The sequence below is a fragment of the Streptomyces pratensis genome (assembly GCF_037137275.1).
In the GTDB taxonomy this organism is placed as follows: Bacteria; Actinomycetota; Actinomycetes; order Streptomycetales; family Streptomycetaceae; genus Streptomyces; species Streptomyces pratensis_B.
Genome location: NZ_JBBBEN010000102.1, coordinates 146,550 through 160,236, shown reverse-complemented (window position 1 = coordinate 160,236; position 13,687 = coordinate 146,550). Strand labels below are relative to the sequence as shown.

Below are 13,687 nucleotides of genomic sequence, written 5' to 3'. Positions count from 1 at the left end.
TCTCAGCATCAGAGCTGACGAGCCATCAAGACCCGTGCACGGGCAGGTTCCGGTGCGGGTCTCAGCCGGTGGGCCGGACCACGATCTTCCCGAAGAGGTCACCGGATTCCAGCCGCCGCAGCCCTTCGCGGACCCTGTCCAGGGGCAGCACCTCGTCCACGACGGGGCGTACACCGGTGTGCGCGCAGAACGCGAGCAGATCCTCCAGCTCGTCCTTGGTCCCCATGGTGGAGCCCACGACCTTCAGCTCCAGGAAGAAGATGCGGGTCAGCTCGGCGTGGGCGGGCCGGTCCCCGCTGGTGGCCCCCGAGATGACGAGCGTGCCACCGGGGCGCAGCGACTTCACGGAGTGGGACCAGGTGGCGGCTCCGACCGTCTCGATGACGGCGTCCACCCGCTGGGGAAGCCGGGCCCCGGGCTCGTACGCCTCCAGCGCGCCGAGTTCGACCGCCCGCTCGCGCTTGGCCCGGTCCCGGCTGGTGGCGAAGACCCGGAGCCCGGCGGCCTTGCCCAGCACGATCGCCGCGGTGGCGACGCCGCCGCCCGCTCCCTGGACGAGCACCGCGTCGCCGGGCCGCACACCGGCGTTGGTGAAGAGCATCCGGTAGGCGGTGAGCCAGGCGGTGGGCAGGCAGGCGGCCTCCTCGAAGGTGAGCTCCTTCGGCTTGGGCAGCACGTTCCAGCTGGGCACGGAGACCTGCTCGGCGAACGTGCCCTGGTAGCGCTCGGTGAGGATGGAGCGCGGCTCCTGCGGTCCGACGCCGTGGCCGGACTGGCCGATCACGGAGTGGAGGACGACCTCGTTGCCGTCCTGGTCGACGCCCGCGGCGTCGCAGCCGAGGATCATCGGCAGGCGGTCCGGGGAGAGGCCCACGCCCCGCAGGGACCAGAGGTCGTGGTGGTTGAGGGAGGCGGCACGGACGGTGACAGTGGTCCATCCGGGACGGACCGCGGGGGCCGGGCGTTCGCCCAGCTCAAGGCCGTCGATGGGCTGGTCGGGGTCGATGCGGGCTGCGTAGGCGGCGAACATGGCTCGACGATAGGCCGGGCGGCGTGAGCGCGTAACCGGCTGCCGGTGTGACGCGCGCCAACCCGGTCCCGCGCGCCGCCCCTTCGGCCCGGCCCCCTGCTGGGCCCCGCGGGGACGGGGTGGGGCGGGGCCCGGGTCCCGGACTCCGCCCCACCGCGCCCTGCGTTCGGGCGTGTCAGCGCCGTGCCACGCCCTCGGCACGCGCGGCCGCCGCCACCGCGGCGGTCACCGCCGGGGCGACCCGCTCGTCGAACGGCGAGGGGATCACGTAGTCGGCCGCCAGCTCGTCACCGACGACGTCGGCCAGCGCGGTCGCCGCGGCGATCTTCATGCCCTCGGTGATCCGGGAGGCCCGGACCTGGAGCGCGCCGGCGAAGATGCCGGGGAAGGCCAGCACGTTGTTGATCTGGTTCGGGAAGTCCGAACGCCCGGTCGCCACGACGGCCGCGTACTTGTGCGCGACCTCCGGGTGGACCTCCGGGTTCGGGTTGGCCATCGCGAAGACGTACGCGCCGGGGGCCATCGAGGCCACCGCCGCCTCCGGGACCGTGCCGCCGGAGACGCCGATGAAGACGTCCGCGCCGGCGAGCGCCTTCTCCAGCGAGCCGGAGACGCCGGCCCGGTTGGTGATCCGGGCCAGCTCGCGCTTGACGTCGGTGAGGTCCTCCCGGTCCCGGCTGACGATGCCCTTGCGGTCGGCCACCGCGATGTCGCCGATGCCCGCCTCCAGCAGGAACTTGGCGATCGCCACGCCCGCCGCGCCCGCGCCGGAGATGACGCCGCGCAGGTCGCCCAGGGTCCGCCCGGAGAGCTTGGCGGCGTTGCGCAGGGCGGCCAGGGTGACGACGGCGGTGCCGTGCTGGTCGTCGTGGAAGACCGGGATGTCCAGGCGCTCCTGGAGCTTGCGCTCGATCTCGAAGCAGCGGGGCGCCGAGATGTCCTCCAGGTTCACCCCGCCGAAGGAGGGGGCGAGCCGCACCACGGTGTCGACGATCTCGTCGGCGTCGGTGGTCGCGAGCGCGATCGGCACCGCGTCGACGCCGCCGAACTGCTTGAAGAGGATGGCCTTGCCCTCCATCACGGGGAGGGACGCCTCCGGTCCGATGTCGCCGAGACCGAGCACGGCGGTCCCGTCCGTCACGACGGCCACGACCTGGGACTTCCAGGTGTAGTCGTGGACGAGCTCGGGGTTGTCGGCGATGGCGCTGCACACCTTCGCCACGCCGGGCGTGTAGGCGAGGGAAAGGTCGTCCCTGTCCCGGATCGGGACGGTGGACCGCACGGCCATCTTCCCGCCCCGGTGGAGGGCGAAGGCCGGGTCGAAGGGTTCGTCGGTCCCGCCGTCCGAGGTGTTCGCATGCCGGGTACCGCTGTCGGTGGTGCTGTCGCTGCGAGGATTGACGATCTCCGCTGCCATGGTGTTGACCCCTTAAGTCTTCATCGTTTGAGGGTGGCCACTCCTGGTTGAGGAGGGGTGGGCGGGCACCGCGTGTGCGCCCTGCGCCGGGCGGTTGGCCCGCCCCGGCAGGGTGAGGTGCACACGCGCGGGCGCGCCGCACACGCGCCCTGAGCCCCGGATGAGGGGTGTAAACGTCTTTCTTACCGGACGAACGATGTTACGGACGAGTCCATATCGAGTCGGTGACGTGACTCATAGTCGAATATCTGGACAAGTCGCCAAACCGGCATAAATGCCATCCACCACCCGAGACGCACCGAAGATTCTCCGGCGGAAGGAATACCTGCCCACAGATGATCCGGCCCTGGCGTGCGGCCGGTTGAGGTTCGGGGGTCGCCCGTTATCTGATTTTGACATGGTCAGACCTCTGTAGGGGCCGCCCCGAATGGCAGGATGCCGTCATCACACAAGGTGGCGGCGCTCGAAGGTGCGTGCCAGACCACCGCGGAGCACCCACCCTCACCTGCCGAAGGATTCCGACATGACCGCAAGCACCACGCGTCGTACGACCGCGAAGTCCCGGATTGCGGCGATCGGCGCCGTCGCGGTCGCCGGCGCCATGCTGCTCACCGGCTGCGGTGACCAGACCGACAGCGCCTCCTCCGAGGCCGGCAGCGGCACGGCCACGAAGAGCGGTGCCCCGCTGTTCTCCAAGCTGCCGGAGAAGTACCAGAAGTCGGGCGTCATCAAGGTCGGCACGAACGCCGAGTACGCCCCGATGGAGTCCGTCGAGAACGGTGAGATCGTGGGCGTCGACCCCGACCTGGCCGCCGCCCTCGGCAAGAAGCTCGGCGTGAGGTTCGAGTTCACCTCCGGCTCCTTCGACGGGCTGATCACCGCCCTGAACACCGGCCGCCACGACATCGCCATGTCGTCCATCACGGACAACAAGCAGCGCCAGGAGGGCCTGGACGAGTCCGGCAAGAAGCTGGGCGAGGGCGTCGACTTCGTCGACTACTTCCTGGCCGGCACCGCCGTGTACACGAAGAAGGGCAACCCCGAGGGCATCAAGTCCATCGAGGACCTCTGCGGGAAGGCCGCCGCCGTCCAGCGCGGCACCACGTATGAGAAGGCCCTGGAGACGCAGTCGAAGGCCTGCACCGACGGCGGCGGGAAGGCCATCAAGATCCAGGCCTTCGAGAACGACACCGAGGCCCAGACCCGGGTCAAGGCCGGTGGCGCGGTCGCCGGCGTCAACGACTACCCGGTCGCGGTCGACCTGGCCCGCAAGGCCGACGGCGGCAACGCCTTCGAGGTCGTCGGCGAGCAGATCGACGCGGGCCCCTTCGGCATCGCCGTCAAGAAGGACAACACCGGGCTGCGGGACGCCCTGAAGGAGGCCGTCGACGCGATCATCGCCGACGGTTCGTACCAGAAGGTGCTCGACAAGTGGGGCGCCGGCACGGGAGCGATCGACAAGGCCGCCATCAACGGCGGCAAGTGACCGGACGCTCCACTGAAGGGCAGTCACCATGACTGACAAGCTCGACAAGGCGCCCGTCGGCTCACCCGCCGGCCCGGCGCCCGTCTCCGAGGACGCGACCGCGCCCCCGGAGAACATCAAGGCCATCCCGGTCCGCCACCCCGGCCGCTGGATCAGCGGCACCGTGGTCATCGGCCTCCTCGCGGCCCTCGGATACGCCTTCTCGCAGGGCGACATCCAGTGGCACGCCGTCCAGGACAAGCTGTTCGACAGCAGCGTCCTCGCCGGGGCGGGCCGTACCGTGCTGATCAGCGTCCTGGCGATGGTGCTCGGCGTCCTGCTCGGCGTCCTGCTGGCCGTGATGCGCCTCTCGAAGAACCCGGTCACCAGCTGGGTGGCCTGGCTGTACATCTGGTTCTTCCGGGGCACCCCCGTCTACGTGCAGCTGCTGCTCTGGTTCAACCTCGCGCTGATCTTCCCGGTCCTGCACATCCCGTTCGTCTACAAGGACGAGATGACGGACGTCATGACCCCGTTCATGTGCGCCCTGCTGGGCCTGGCCCTGAACGAGGCCGCCTACATGGCGGAGATCTGCCGCGCGGGCATCCAGTCGGTGGACGAGGGCCAGACCGAGGCGTCCCACGCGCTCGGCATGACGCAGGCGAAGACCATGCGCCGCGTGGTCCTGCCGCAGGCGCTGCGTGTGATCATCCCGCCGACCGGCAACGAGTTCATCAACATGCTGAAGACCTCCGCACTGGTCTACGCGGTCACGTACAACGAACTGCTCCGCTCCACCTCGCAGATCGGCTCCACCTCGTACGCGGTGATGGAGATGCTGTTCGTCGCGTCCATCTGGTACATCGTGATGACCAGCGTGTTCAGCGTCGGCCAGTACTACCTGGAGCGCCGCTTCGCGCGCGGCTCCCAGCGCTCGCTGCCGCCGACCCCGTGGCAGCGCGTCAGGACCAACCTCGCCTCCTTCAGCAACCGGCCCTCCGGAGGTGTCTGAGCATGACCACTCCCATGGTGAAGGCCGAGGGCGTCCACAAGTCCTTCGGCGCCGCGCACATCCTCAAGGGCATCGACCTGGAGGTCGCCCCGCGTGAGGTGTTCTGCCTGATCGGCCCGTCCGGTTCCGGCAAGTCGACGTTCCTGCGGTGCATCAACCACCTGGAGAAGATCAACGCCGGCCGGCTCTCGGTCGACGGCGAGCTGGTCGGCTACCGTCAGAAGGGCGACCGGCTCTACGAGCTCAAGGACAGCGAAGTCGCCCTCAAGCGCCGCGACATCGGCATGGTCTTCCAGCGCTTCAACCTGTTCCCGCACATGACGGCGCTGGAGAACGTCATGGAGGCCCCGGTGCAGGTCAGGGGCGAGGCCAAGGCCGTGGCGCGGGCCCGCGCCGAGAGACTGCTGGACCGGGTGGGCCTCGCCGACAAGGCGACGAACTTCCCCTCGCAGCTCTCCGGCGGGCAGCAGCAGCGCGTGGCCATCGCCCGCGCGCTGGCGATGGAGCCGAAGCTGATGCTCTTCGACGAGCCGACCTCCGCCCTGGACCCGGAGCTGGTCGGCGACGTCCTGGACGTGATGCGCGGCCTGGCAGAGGACGGCATGACGATGATCGTCGTCACCCACGAGATGGGCTTCGCCCGCGAGGTCGGCGACGCGCTGGTCTTCATGGACGACGGCGTGGTGGTCGAGTCCGGCCACCCGCGCGACGTGCTGACCGACCCCCAGCAGGACCGGACGAAGTCGTTCCTGTCCAAGGTGCTGTAGGGCGGGGCGCCGCCGCGCACGGGAGGGCGGTANGGTCCGTACCGCCCTCCCGTGCGTCCGCCTCAGCCCTTCGGCAGCGCCTCGGCGCCGGTGAGCAGCCCCTTCACCTGCTGCCGGGACAGCGGCGGCTCGGGGAGCGGGGGCCCTGCCGGCGCCCTCGAAGCCGGTGCTGACGCGCACCGGGGACTGGGAGCCGTCCTGCCGGGTGAGCCGGCCGGCGAGTCCGGGGCCCCACCGGACGTCGTCGCCGCCCCGGAACGGCATCGCGTCGTCCCACAGGGTCAGCACCCGGCCGTCGGGGAGCGCCTCGCGTACGCAGTCGGTGCGGGCCGGGTCCCGGCCGACCCGGACGCAGAGGTTCTCGTCCGGGTCGGCCGCACTGCCCGTCTTCTTCCCGGGCCCCGGGCTACTTCACGGCCAGCACCAGCGTGTCCGAGGGCGACGCCCAGACCGCACGGGCCTCGGCGAATCCGGAGGCGAGCAGGGTGCGGGCGTGCCAGTCGGCGGAGGGCATGTCGCCGTCGGCGTGCTCGCCGAAGATCGCGAAGCGTTCGGCGGTGGGGCCGGCCAGGACGGGGTCCTTCGCGGCGACGGCCCACCACTGGGCCCAGTCCAGCGCCCCGTCGGCCTTGGCGCGGTCCATCGCGGCGTGCCGGTGGGCGCGTTCCGCGGCGTTGATCCGGGGCGTGGCCGGGTCGATGGTGCGGTCGGCGTTCATGAAGACCCCGCCGTCCCGGACGAGCCCGCCGAGCTGCCCGTAGAGCGTGGTGAGCGGCTCGCTGTGCAGCCAGTGCAGAGCGGTCGCGGTGAGGACCGCGTCGTACGCGGTGTGCGGCAGCCGGGCGGTCCAGTCGGGGTCCTTGAGGTCGGCGGTGACGAAGGCGGCCCGGTCGTCGCCCTCGAAGGTGCCGCGGGCGATGGCCAGGAGCGCGGGGTCGAGGTCGACCCCGGTGCTGGTGGCCTCCGGGAGCCGCTTGAGGAGCCGGTCCGTGATGCTGCCCGTGCCGCAGGCGAGGTCGAGCACCCGCGGCTTCGGGCCGACGACCGCCTCGACCATGTCCAGCATCACCCGGAACCGCTCCTCGCGGTCGGGCATGTACCACTCCTGCTGCCGGTCCCAGCTCCTCTGCCAGGCCTGCCAGTCGGCGCCCGTAGCCGTCTCTGTCACGTCACCCTCCACGTAATGCCCGTTTCCATCAATCGACCATTACACTGGCCGATGCCCCGACTCTAGACCGACACAGTAAGGACTACAAGTGGAACTGGCCTATTACTCGGACTACGCCGTCCGCCTGGTCAACACCGAGGAGCCGGTCCGCAACAAGGACGGGCTCACCTCGGTCGAGGCGGTCCGGGAGCTGTTCGGCGCCAACCAGCAGGCGGCGCGGCGGACGACGGAGGCGGACGTGACCCGCTTCCGTTCCGTACGGGGGCGGTTGCGCGCGGTCTTCGAGGCGGCCGACGGCGGCGACGAGACGCTCGCGGTCGACCTGCTCAACTCACTGCTGCTGGAGTTCCCGGTGAGTCCGCAGATCTCCGGCCACGACACACGGGACGGGGACGGCCGGCCCGACTGGCACATGCACCTGGCCGACCACCCCTCGAACGCGACGGCCGGATACGCGGCCATCGCGGCGATGGGCCTCGCCTTCCACCTCACAGAGCACGGCGTCGACCGGCTCGGCCTGTGCGAGGCACTGCCCTGCCGCAACGCCTACCTGGACACCTCCACCAACCGGTCCCGGCGCTACTGCTCCGACCGCTGCGCGACCCGGGCGAACGTGGCCGCCTACCGGGCCCGCAAGCGCGAGGAGGCGGAGCGCACCGGCCGCAGCGCGGAGAGCGCCCAGCCCAGCACCGCCGTGAACGACCGCTGACCCTGGGCGGGGGGCCGGTAGCGGGCCCGCACCCGGGCCAGCACCAGCTCCTCCGGCACGACCCCGTAGTCGGTGCTGTCCCCGCCCGCGAAGGTGTTGTCGCCCCGCACCCACCAGCCGCCGGGCCGCCGCTCGGCAGCCCGTTTGACCACCAGCAGATCCTGCTGGAAGGGGTGGCGCAGGATCACCACGTGGCCGGGGCGCACCGGGGCTCCGTACTGCACCAGCAGCAGGTCGCCGTGGTACAGCGTGGGCACCATCGAAGGGCCCGTCACCTCGACCACCCGCAGCGGACGCCGCACCACCCGCCCACCTCCGGACACTCGTCGTCGATCCGGCATTTCCGGCACCTCCCGTTCCTCCTCACCCCGTCGCCCGCGTGTCACGCCGTGCGTTCGGCCGACGGCACGATTCTCACCCCGGACTTTTGTCCTAAGCCCCTGGGGCACCCGCGGAAAGCGGCGCTCCACGGAGTAATGTCCCACCTGAGAAGACGATCACGAGGAGGACAGCTCCATGCTTTCCCGCCTGTTTGCCCCCAAGGTGAAGGTCAGCGCCCACTGCGACCTGCCCTGCGGCGTGTACGACCCGGCCCAGGCCCGCATCGAGGCCGAGTCGGTCAAGGCCGTCCAGGAGAAGTACCAGGCCAACGAGGACGCGGACTTCCGCACCCGCGCGGTCCTGATCAAGGAGCAGCGCGCCGAGCTCGCGAAGCACCACGTCTCGGTGCTCTGGAGCGACTACTTCAAGCCCCCGCACTTCGAGAAGTACCCGGAGCTGCACCAGCTGGTCAACGACACCCTGAAGGCGCTCTCCGCGGCCAAGGGCTCGAACGACCCGGCGACGGGTCAGAAGGCTCTTGACCTGATCGCCCAGATCGACAAGATCTTCTGGGAGACCAAGAAGGCTTGATCTCTGGCTGGGCTGTCTGACCTGCTCTTTCGCTGGTCGGACTTCCTACCGGTCCGCACCCGGTCCGCAGGCCGCCGAGAACGGCGGCCACCACGGACCGGGTGCGGTTTTTTGCCCGGCCGCCCCGCTCCCCGTTGTCACGGGGCGATCCTACGAAACGGGCACGCTCCCCGGCCGGGCGGTCAGGCGGCGACGCGGAGGCCGTTCTCGGCGTGCTCGCGCGCAGTCGGCTGTACGTGCTCGTCCCCCGGCTGCACGCCGGCATGCCCGGCTGGACTCCCCCGCTCCCCACGTTCCGCGACGACGCCGTCCGGCGCACCGCCGTGCCGGTGCTGACCGCGGGCCTGCTCCCGCCCTGGCACCCGGAGTGGGTCTGCCGCGAGGTCGGCCTCGGGGAACTCGCCCGGATCTGGCCGTACGACGCGCGCCGCCTCGCCGTCAACCACTCCACCCCGCACGCCGCGCTGGTCGCCGCCGGGCCCCGGTGGCTGCGGGCCTGGCAGAAGGCCGAGGAGCGGCACGGCGGAGCACGGACCGGGAGGCTGCTCACCGACAGCGGTGGCGCGCTGCGCGGCCCGCTCGCCCACGGTCTGGCGCTCGGCGCTCACCTCGCGGTCCACAACGGCCTGGTGTGGAACCGGCTGGGCGCGGTGTACCAGGACTATGCGCTGGACCGGGCCCGGCTGCGCCGTCCCTGGGGCATCCAGCATCGGGCCGAGTTCCGCGACCGGCTCGGCGCGCTGATGAAGAACCAGCTGGTGGGGCGGGTACAGGAAGCCGTCCGGCGGAGCAGGCAGACGCTCGCGACCCGGCTGGGCCGCACCCCGGCGCGTGCGGAGTGGTCCGAGGCGGTTGGCCGGGCTCTCGCGGGGCGCGACGCCGAGGACCGGGCGGAGGCGGACCGGGCGGAGGCGGACCGGGCGCTGCACCGCTTCACCCGGTACGAGGAGCGGTTCCGGGCGGACGGGCTGTTGCCGCCGGACGGCCGGGTGCGCACCACGGTCGCGTACGACTACGGACGGGCGGTGAACCTGGCGCGCTGGGGGCTGTCGGCGCGCTACTGCACGCCGGCCGAGGCGGAGCGGGCGATCGTCCACGCCGGGGCGCTGAGCAAGTCGGCCCACCGCTCGTGGGAGGAGTTCTCCTCGGGTTACGCCCTGGGCCGGGTGCTGCGGTTCGACGAGGAGGAGTACGGGCCGTTCTACGAGCAGTGCGTCCTCGCCCACCGTCTGCTGACGGAGAGCGAGGGCAGTCCCTTGCGTCATATCCCGTGTCGGTGCACGCGGCCGGCGGGCCCGGGTCGGCTCTGTCGGGTCAGCGGTCCCGCAGCAGGTGACGGTAGCTGTCCGGGTGCTCCGCCAGGAAGTCGGCGAAGCGCGTCGCCGGGTGTCCGGTGAGCGTGCGCACCGCGTCCGACACGGCGGCCAGTTCGCCGTTGGCGATGGCCTCGTAGGAGGTGACCCAGCCGGCCACCTCCCAGTCCTCGGCCCCGTAGCCGGCACGGGAGGAGTAGGCCTCCTCGCGGCTCTCGGGAACGTAGGAGACGGTGCGGCCGGTGACGCGGCTCAGCTCCTCGGCGGCCTCGGCGAGTGTGAACGCCTCCGGCCCGGTGAGGTCGTAGGTCCGGTCGTCGTGGGCCGTCCCCTCCTCCAGCAGTACGGCCGCCGCGGCGTCCGCGATGTCCTCGTGGGTGACGGCCGCGACCCGGCCGTCACCGGCCGGTCCGCGCAGCACGCCGTCCGCCCCCGTCATCGCGGGCAGCCCCGCCTGGTACCAGTTGTCACGGAGGAAGGTGTGGCGCACCTCGGCGGTACGGATGTGGGCCTCGGTGTCCCAGTGGTCCCGGGCGAAGGTGAACGTGGCGTCGGGCGCGGCGCCCTGGAAGGACACGTACACGATCCGCTCCACGCCCACCGCCACAGCCGCGTCGACCGCCGTGGTGTGCTGGCGCACCCGGTCGGGGGTCTCGTGGGCGGATACCAGGAAGAGGGTGTGCGCTCCGTCGAGGGCCCGGCGCATGGCCTCGCCGTCGCCGTAGGGGGCGGCGGGCGCCTGGTCCGCGCCGGGCAGGTCGGGGAGGCGGGCCGGGTCGCGGCCGAGGAGCCGTACGGGAACGCCGGTCCGGGCGAGCCGCCGGGCCACCCGGCCGCCGACCTCTCCGCTCGCTCCGGTCACCGCGATGAGGGGGCCGTTCACAGGGATTCGTCTTCCTCTCGTCGTTCTTGCGGGCCGGTGCGTGAGGCCGGCGGGGCCGACGACCGGGACACCGTGGTCTCCCGGTCGTCGGCTCCGCACGGCTTCCGCACGGCCTCGGGGCCGCGCCGGGGTCCGGCGGGCGTCGATCGGCGCCCTTCCCGGCGCACAGGGCCGGTCGCGGCGCTAGAAGGTGCGGCGGCGTGCCCTGCGCGTGGCCACGAGGACCGTTCCGCCGGCGGCCACCAGCGCTGCCGCGATGGACCCGATGATCCATTCACCGCCCTGGGACCCGGTGTCGGGAAGCTCTCCCGGGTCGCTCGGTGAGGGAGTGGGACGCGGCGTGTGCCCGGTGGGGCTGGGGGTCGGGTCCGTGGGGCTGGGCGTGGGGTCCGTGGGGCTGGGAGTGGGGTCCGTGGGGCTGGGCGTGGGGTCCGTGGGGCTGGGCGTGGGGTCCGTGGGGCTGGGGGTCGGGTCCGTGGGCGTGGGCGTCGGCGTCGGGTCCGTGGGCGTGGGCGTCGGCGTCGGGTCCGTCGGCGTCGGCGTCGGCGTCGGGTCCGTCGGCGTCGGCGTCGGCGTCGGGTCCGTCGGCGTCGGCGTNGGCGTCGGCGTCGGCGTCGGGTCCGTCGGCGTCGGCGTAGGCGTCGGCGTCGGCGTCGGGTCCGTCGGCGTCGGCGTAGGCGTCGGCGTCGGCGTCGGGTCCGTCGGCGTCGGCGTAGGCGTCGGCGTCGGCGTCGGGTCCGTCGGCGTCGGCGTCGGGTCCGGTGTGCAGGACGGCAGGTCGCCGTCGAAGGGGTACGCGTGGATCTCCTGGCCGCCCGAAGCGCCCGCCGAGGTGTGGGTAAGCGAACCCGCCGTGTAGAAGCGCCCGTTGGTGCCGCTCATGCTGAGCACGGTGGTGCTCGCCGGCTGGCCGACCAGGACGCTCCCCTCGAACTGGGCCGGGCCGGTCAACGACAGGTCGGTGGCGTCGGGGAAGTTCCACAACAGGTTCTCGCGGAGGCCCTCGTTGGGGAAGGAGCCCATGAACGTGGCGACGCTGCGGGTGCCGCCGTAGACGTTGACCAGCACGGTCGCCCCCTCGGGAATGCCGTTGAACACGAATCCCGTATTGCCACCCGCCTCCGACTCCAGGTCCGCGTCCACGTCGAAGATCTGGATCGCTGACGTGCCGTCCCCGGTGAACGTCATGACGTCGCCGACCTTCTGCCACGTGCCCGTCGCCGCCCGGTGCTCGTCGCCGTCGTACGCGTAGCAACGGCTGGCCTCGGTGAGCTGGGGTCGCAGCTCGGTGTAGGGGGCGGCCGCCTCGGGATCGAAGCGTGGCGCGGTAGCGGGGTTCACCGTGCCCGTGAGGTCCCCCGCGTACGCCACGCGGCCGGAGTGGGTCCCCTCCTCTGCCAGGAGGCGCTCCCCAGGGGCGATGGTGACATCCCCGCCCGCCGTCAGGTAGTCGGAGCCGTCCGGCGGCGGCACCCGCGAGCCGACGCCCGCGATGCCGACGTTGTAGACCTGCGAGACCCCGTCCCGCTTGTCCATGTCGAACCGGCCGAGGGTGACGACCTTCCCCTCCGCCTCTGCCGCCGCCTCCCGGACCAGGAAGTCCCCGCCGACGTAGACGTTGATATTGCTGTCGAAGTTGGTGACCGGGCCGTTGTTGGGGTCGTTCCAGCTGGACGGGCAGGAGCTGCCGAGGCAGGGTCCCAGTCCGCCCGGCAGCGGATCGGCACCCGCGGCCGGGGCCAGCACGCCCACCATCGCCGCGGCCGTGGCCACTGTCACTGCTGCCCGGATTGCGTTGCCGCGCCTGCGCGCCTTCTGTTCCATGCCGGGAAATATGCATCTTTAACACTTAGTCATTTTGTATGACACGCCGCTCTCGTCCACTTGTGTAGCCCTATGAGGGGCTTTCGGCCCTCACCCCGCATCGGGCGACACGGCGTCAGAAGTCAGCAGTTTCGCCTCCAGAAGAGGATCGAGGCCCACGGAAGGGCGGTCGGCACGGCGAGGCGCGACGCCTCCCCGATCGCACATCCAGGACCAGGTGTCCGCGACGGTCTCCGCGACCGGACGGCAGCGCAGCCCTGCGGCGTACGCCTTGACGTGGCCGCCCCGGTGCAGGCTGTCGTGCAGCTCACCCTCCGGCAGCCAGATCGGCAGGTCGCTCCAGGGCTCGACCCCGGCGGAGGTCAGGACCTCCGGATCGGTCCAGCGCAGTTCGGCATCGGCCCCGGTGACGTCGACGCAGGCGTCGAGCAACTCCCCCATGGTGGTGTGACCGGGGCGGCTGACGGTGTTGTACGCGCCGTGCAGCCCGCGCGCCGAGGCGTCCAGGAGCCACTCCGCCAGGTCCCGGGCATCGACGTACTGGAGCTCCGCGGTGCGCGGCCCGGGGGCGATCACGGGTCCGCCGCGGGCTGTCCGGGAGAGCCACCAGGGCAGTCGGCCGATGTTCTCCCCCGGGCCGATGATCAGCCCGGCCCGCGCCAGCAGGGCCCGGTCCCCGAAGGCGTCGAGTGCGGCCAGCTCGCCGCCGCGCTTGGCCCGGTCGTACGGCACGTCCCCGTCCTCGTCGGGCGAGGCGCCGGCCACCACGGGGCCGTCCTCGTCCAGCCCGGCGGCGGCCGGGAAGGCGTAGACCGAGCGACTGGAGACGTAGGCGTAGTGCCCGGCGCGGCCGGACAGCAGCCGGGCGGCGTCCCGGACGGCCGCGGGCGCCCCGCTCCAGGTGTCGACCACCAGGTCCCAGACCTCGTCGCTCCCGGCCAGCGCGGTCAGTCCGCCCGCCCGGCCGGTGCGGTCCCCCGTCAGCACGCTCACGCCGGGCGGGGGCGCGTGGCGGCCCCGGTGGAACACCGTGACCTGCCAGTCCCTGGCCAGCGCGGCGTCGGTGACGGCCCGCCCCACGAACTCCGTACCGCCCAGCACCAGAAGCCTCATGGGACGAGCTTGCCCGCGCTCAGGGCCCCGGGGAACACCCCGACGCTGTCAGCAGAACGGGGAACTCACCGGCC

The 13,687-nt window shown here is 72.0% G+C and carries 13 protein-coding genes; 6 read left to right on the top strand and 7 right to left on the bottom strand.

The genetic code is table 11. The annotated features are described in order from the left end of the window. Positions 1–61: 61 nt before the first annotated feature. Together V9U70_RS27875 and V9U70_RS27870 are read right to left on the bottom strand one after the other, a co-directional pair. Positions 62–1,030 carry a zinc-binding dehydrogenase gene (locus V9U70_RS27875; RefSeq protein WP_336679705.1) on the bottom strand — a complete coding sequence of 323 codons (969 nt, stop codon included), beginning with the start codon at positions 1,028–1,030 and terminating at the stop codon, positions 62–64. 175 nt (positions 1,031–1,205) lie between these two features. Continuing rightward, positions 1,206–2,447: an NAD(P)-dependent malic enzyme gene (locus V9U70_RS27870; protein ID WP_336679703.1), complete on the bottom strand. Its 1,242-nt coding sequence runs from the start codon at positions 2,445–2,447 to the stop codon at positions 1,206–1,208. A 523-nt stretch (positions 2,448–2,970) separates the two neighbouring features. Here V9U70_RS27870 and V9U70_RS27865 point away from each other — a divergent pair. From V9U70_RS27865 to V9U70_RS27855, 3 genes are read left to right on the top strand one after another with little or no spacing between them, the layout of a single operon-like run. After that, positions 2,971–3,933 carry an ABC transporter substrate-binding protein gene (locus V9U70_RS27865; RefSeq protein WP_336679702.1) on the top strand — a complete coding sequence of 321 codons (963 nt, stop codon included), beginning with the start codon at positions 2,971–2,973 and terminating at the stop codon, positions 3,931–3,933. A gap of 28 nt (positions 3,934–3,961) precedes the next feature. Further along, on the top strand, positions 3,962–4,924 hold the full coding sequence (locus V9U70_RS27860) for an amino acid ABC transporter permease (RefSeq protein WP_336679700.1): 963 nt from the start codon (positions 3,962–3,964) through the stop codon (positions 4,922–4,924). Between the two features lie 2 nt (positions 4,925–4,926). Beyond that, positions 4,927–5,691, top strand: coding sequence for an amino acid ABC transporter ATP-binding protein (locus V9U70_RS27855; RefSeq protein ID WP_336679699.1), 765 nt, complete (start codon positions 4,927–4,929; stop codon positions 5,689–5,691). A gap of 406 nt (positions 5,692–6,097) precedes the next feature. Here V9U70_RS27855 and V9U70_RS27850 read toward each other — a convergent pair whose 3' ends face one another. Further along, positions 6,098–6,859, bottom strand: coding sequence for a class I SAM-dependent methyltransferase (locus tag V9U70_RS27850; protein ID WP_336679697.1), 762 nt, complete (start codon positions 6,857–6,859; stop codon positions 6,098–6,100). An 88-nt stretch (positions 6,860–6,947) separates the two neighbouring features. On the opposite strand from V9U70_RS27850, the gene V9U70_RS27845 reads away from it, so the two are divergent. Continuing rightward, positions 6,948–7,568 carry a CGNR zinc finger domain-containing protein gene (locus V9U70_RS27845; protein WP_336679695.1) on the top strand — a complete coding sequence of 207 codons (621 nt, stop codon included), beginning with the start codon at positions 6,948–6,950 and terminating at the stop codon, positions 7,566–7,568. Here the strand turns inward: V9U70_RS27845 and sodX are convergent. Then, on the bottom strand, positions 7,481–7,909 hold the full coding sequence (sodX, locus tag V9U70_RS27840; protein ID WP_336679694.1) for a nickel-type superoxide dismutase maturation protease: 429 nt from the start codon (positions 7,907–7,909) through the stop codon (positions 7,481–7,483). The two genes, V9U70_RS27845 and sodX, sit on opposite strands and share 88 nt — an antisense overlap. Before the next feature lie 175 nt (positions 7,910–8,084). Here sodX and sodN point away from each other — a divergent pair, with 175 nt between their 5' ends. Both sodN and V9U70_RS27830 read left to right on the top strand, forming a co-directional pair. Beyond that, positions 8,085–8,480 (top strand): superoxide dismutase, Ni, encoded by a 396-nt coding sequence (gene sodN, locus V9U70_RS27835; protein ID WP_033298259.1) that lies wholly within the window; start codon positions 8,085–8,087, stop codon positions 8,478–8,480. A 212-nt stretch (positions 8,481–8,692) separates the two neighbouring features. Beyond that, complete coding sequence (locus V9U70_RS27830) at positions 8,693–9,877, top strand: DUF1266 domain-containing protein (RefSeq protein ID WP_336679693.1); 1,185 nt, start codon at positions 8,693–8,695, stop codon at positions 9,875–9,877. Here the strand turns inward: V9U70_RS27830 and V9U70_RS27825 are convergent. The 3 genes from V9U70_RS27825 to V9U70_RS27815 all read right to left on the bottom strand — a co-directional run bounded on the left by V9U70_RS27825 (position 9,795) and on the right by V9U70_RS27815 (position 13,613). Continuing rightward, on the bottom strand, positions 9,795–10,676 hold the full coding sequence (locus V9U70_RS27825) for an SDR family oxidoreductase (RefSeq protein WP_336679692.1): 882 nt from the start codon (positions 10,674–10,676) through the stop codon (positions 9,795–9,797). The two genes, V9U70_RS27830 and V9U70_RS27825, sit on opposite strands and share 83 nt — an antisense overlap. A gap of 183 nt (positions 10,677–10,859) precedes the next feature. Continuing rightward, complete coding sequence (locus tag V9U70_RS27820) at positions 10,860–12,431, bottom strand: choice-of-anchor A family protein (protein WP_473828710.1); 1,572 nt, start codon at positions 12,429–12,431, stop codon at positions 10,860–10,862. 159 nt (positions 12,432–12,590) lie between these two features. Next, entirely contained in the window at positions 12,591–13,613 is a 1,023-nt protein-coding gene (locus V9U70_RS27815; RefSeq protein WP_336679688.1) for an NAD-dependent epimerase/dehydratase family protein, read from the bottom strand. Between the last annotated feature and the right edge of the window lie 74 nt (positions 13,614–13,687).

Bases quoted from the DNA above. Each gene is read 5' to 3' on its own strand.
- V9U70_RS27875 (WP_336679705.1), bottom strand. From the start codon at position 1,030: ATGTTCGCCGCCTACGCAGCCCGCATCGACCCCGACCAGCCCATCGAC.
- V9U70_RS27870 (WP_336679703.1), bottom strand. From the start codon at position 2,447: ATGGCAGCGGAGATCGTCAATCCTCGCAGCGACAGCACCACCGACAGC.
- V9U70_RS27865 (WP_336679702.1), top strand. From the start codon at position 2,971: ATGACCGCAAGCACCACGCGTCGTACGACCGCGAAGTCCCGGATTGCG.
- V9U70_RS27860 (WP_336679700.1), top strand. From the start codon at position 3,962: ATGACTGACAAGCTCGACAAGGCGCCCGTCGGCTCACCCGCCGGCCCG.
- V9U70_RS27855 (WP_336679699.1), top strand. From the start codon at position 4,927: ATGACCACTCCCATGGTGAAGGCCGAGGGCGTCCACAAGTCCTTCGGC.
- sodX (WP_336679694.1), bottom strand. From the start codon at position 7,909: ATGCCGGATCGACGACGAGTGTCCGGAGGTGGGCGGGTGGTGCGGCGT.
- sodN (WP_033298259.1), top strand. From the start codon at position 8,085: ATGCTTTCCCGCCTGTTTGCCCCCAAGGTGAAGGTCAGCGCCCACTGC.
- V9U70_RS27815 (WP_336679688.1), bottom strand. From the start codon at position 13,613: ATGAGGCTTCTGGTGCTGGGCGGTACGGAGTTCGTGGGGCGGGCCGTC.